This is a genomic window from Mesorhizobium sp. M0184, assembly GCF_040322215.1.
In the GTDB taxonomy this organism is placed as follows: domain Bacteria; phylum Pseudomonadota; class Alphaproteobacteria; order Rhizobiales; family Rhizobiaceae; genus Mesorhizobium.
Map to the genome: position 1 here is coordinate 1 of NZ_JAMYSZ010000126.1, position 508 is coordinate 508.

1 protein-coding gene is annotated in these 508 nt (G+C 56.5%); it reads right to left on the minus strand.

Going from position 1 to position 508, the window contains the following annotated elements; translation table 11 throughout:
* On the minus strand, positions 1-451 hold a 451-nt coding region (locus NKJ23_RS34610), incomplete at its 3' end, for an alanine racemase (RefSeq protein WP_352685214.1).
* Between the last annotated feature and the right edge of the window lie 57 nt (positions 452-508).

The window sequence follows — 508 nt, forward strand, 5'->3', positions numbered from 1 at the left end:
TTGGCCGGATGCGGGCATTGTTAAGTCCGTAAAGTGCCGAGCCCACCCGCACCATATCGAAGTGATAGCGCTCCCCTAGCCAGACACCGGCGGAGGCCGCGAGACTGAGAAGTGTCGGTTTAAGCAGATCTGACGTCGCCTGAAAGCGGTTCCTTTGTAGCAAATTCATTGCGTCCCCAGCGCGTTCGCTACATGCGAGGTGGCTGAGTACGACCGAAGGGGGACGCCGCTTGAAGATACCACCAAGATACGTGCGCCGTACATCATCGAAAGCGAGGCCAAGGCGAGAGAGCCCAGTCTCCACGTTGAGGAAGTATGTTTGCGGCTCCCGTGCGCCGCTAATGGCATCCAGTTCGACACAATTGTTCACAACTGGTATAAGGCCGTTCGATCGATAGTGTTCGCCATACCTCGCAAACTCATCGCAAAAAACCGCCACTGCCGCGCCCATGTGGAAAGACCTCAGAAGCAGCGCTTCGTGCAGATTGCCGACGAAGAGCAGATCACA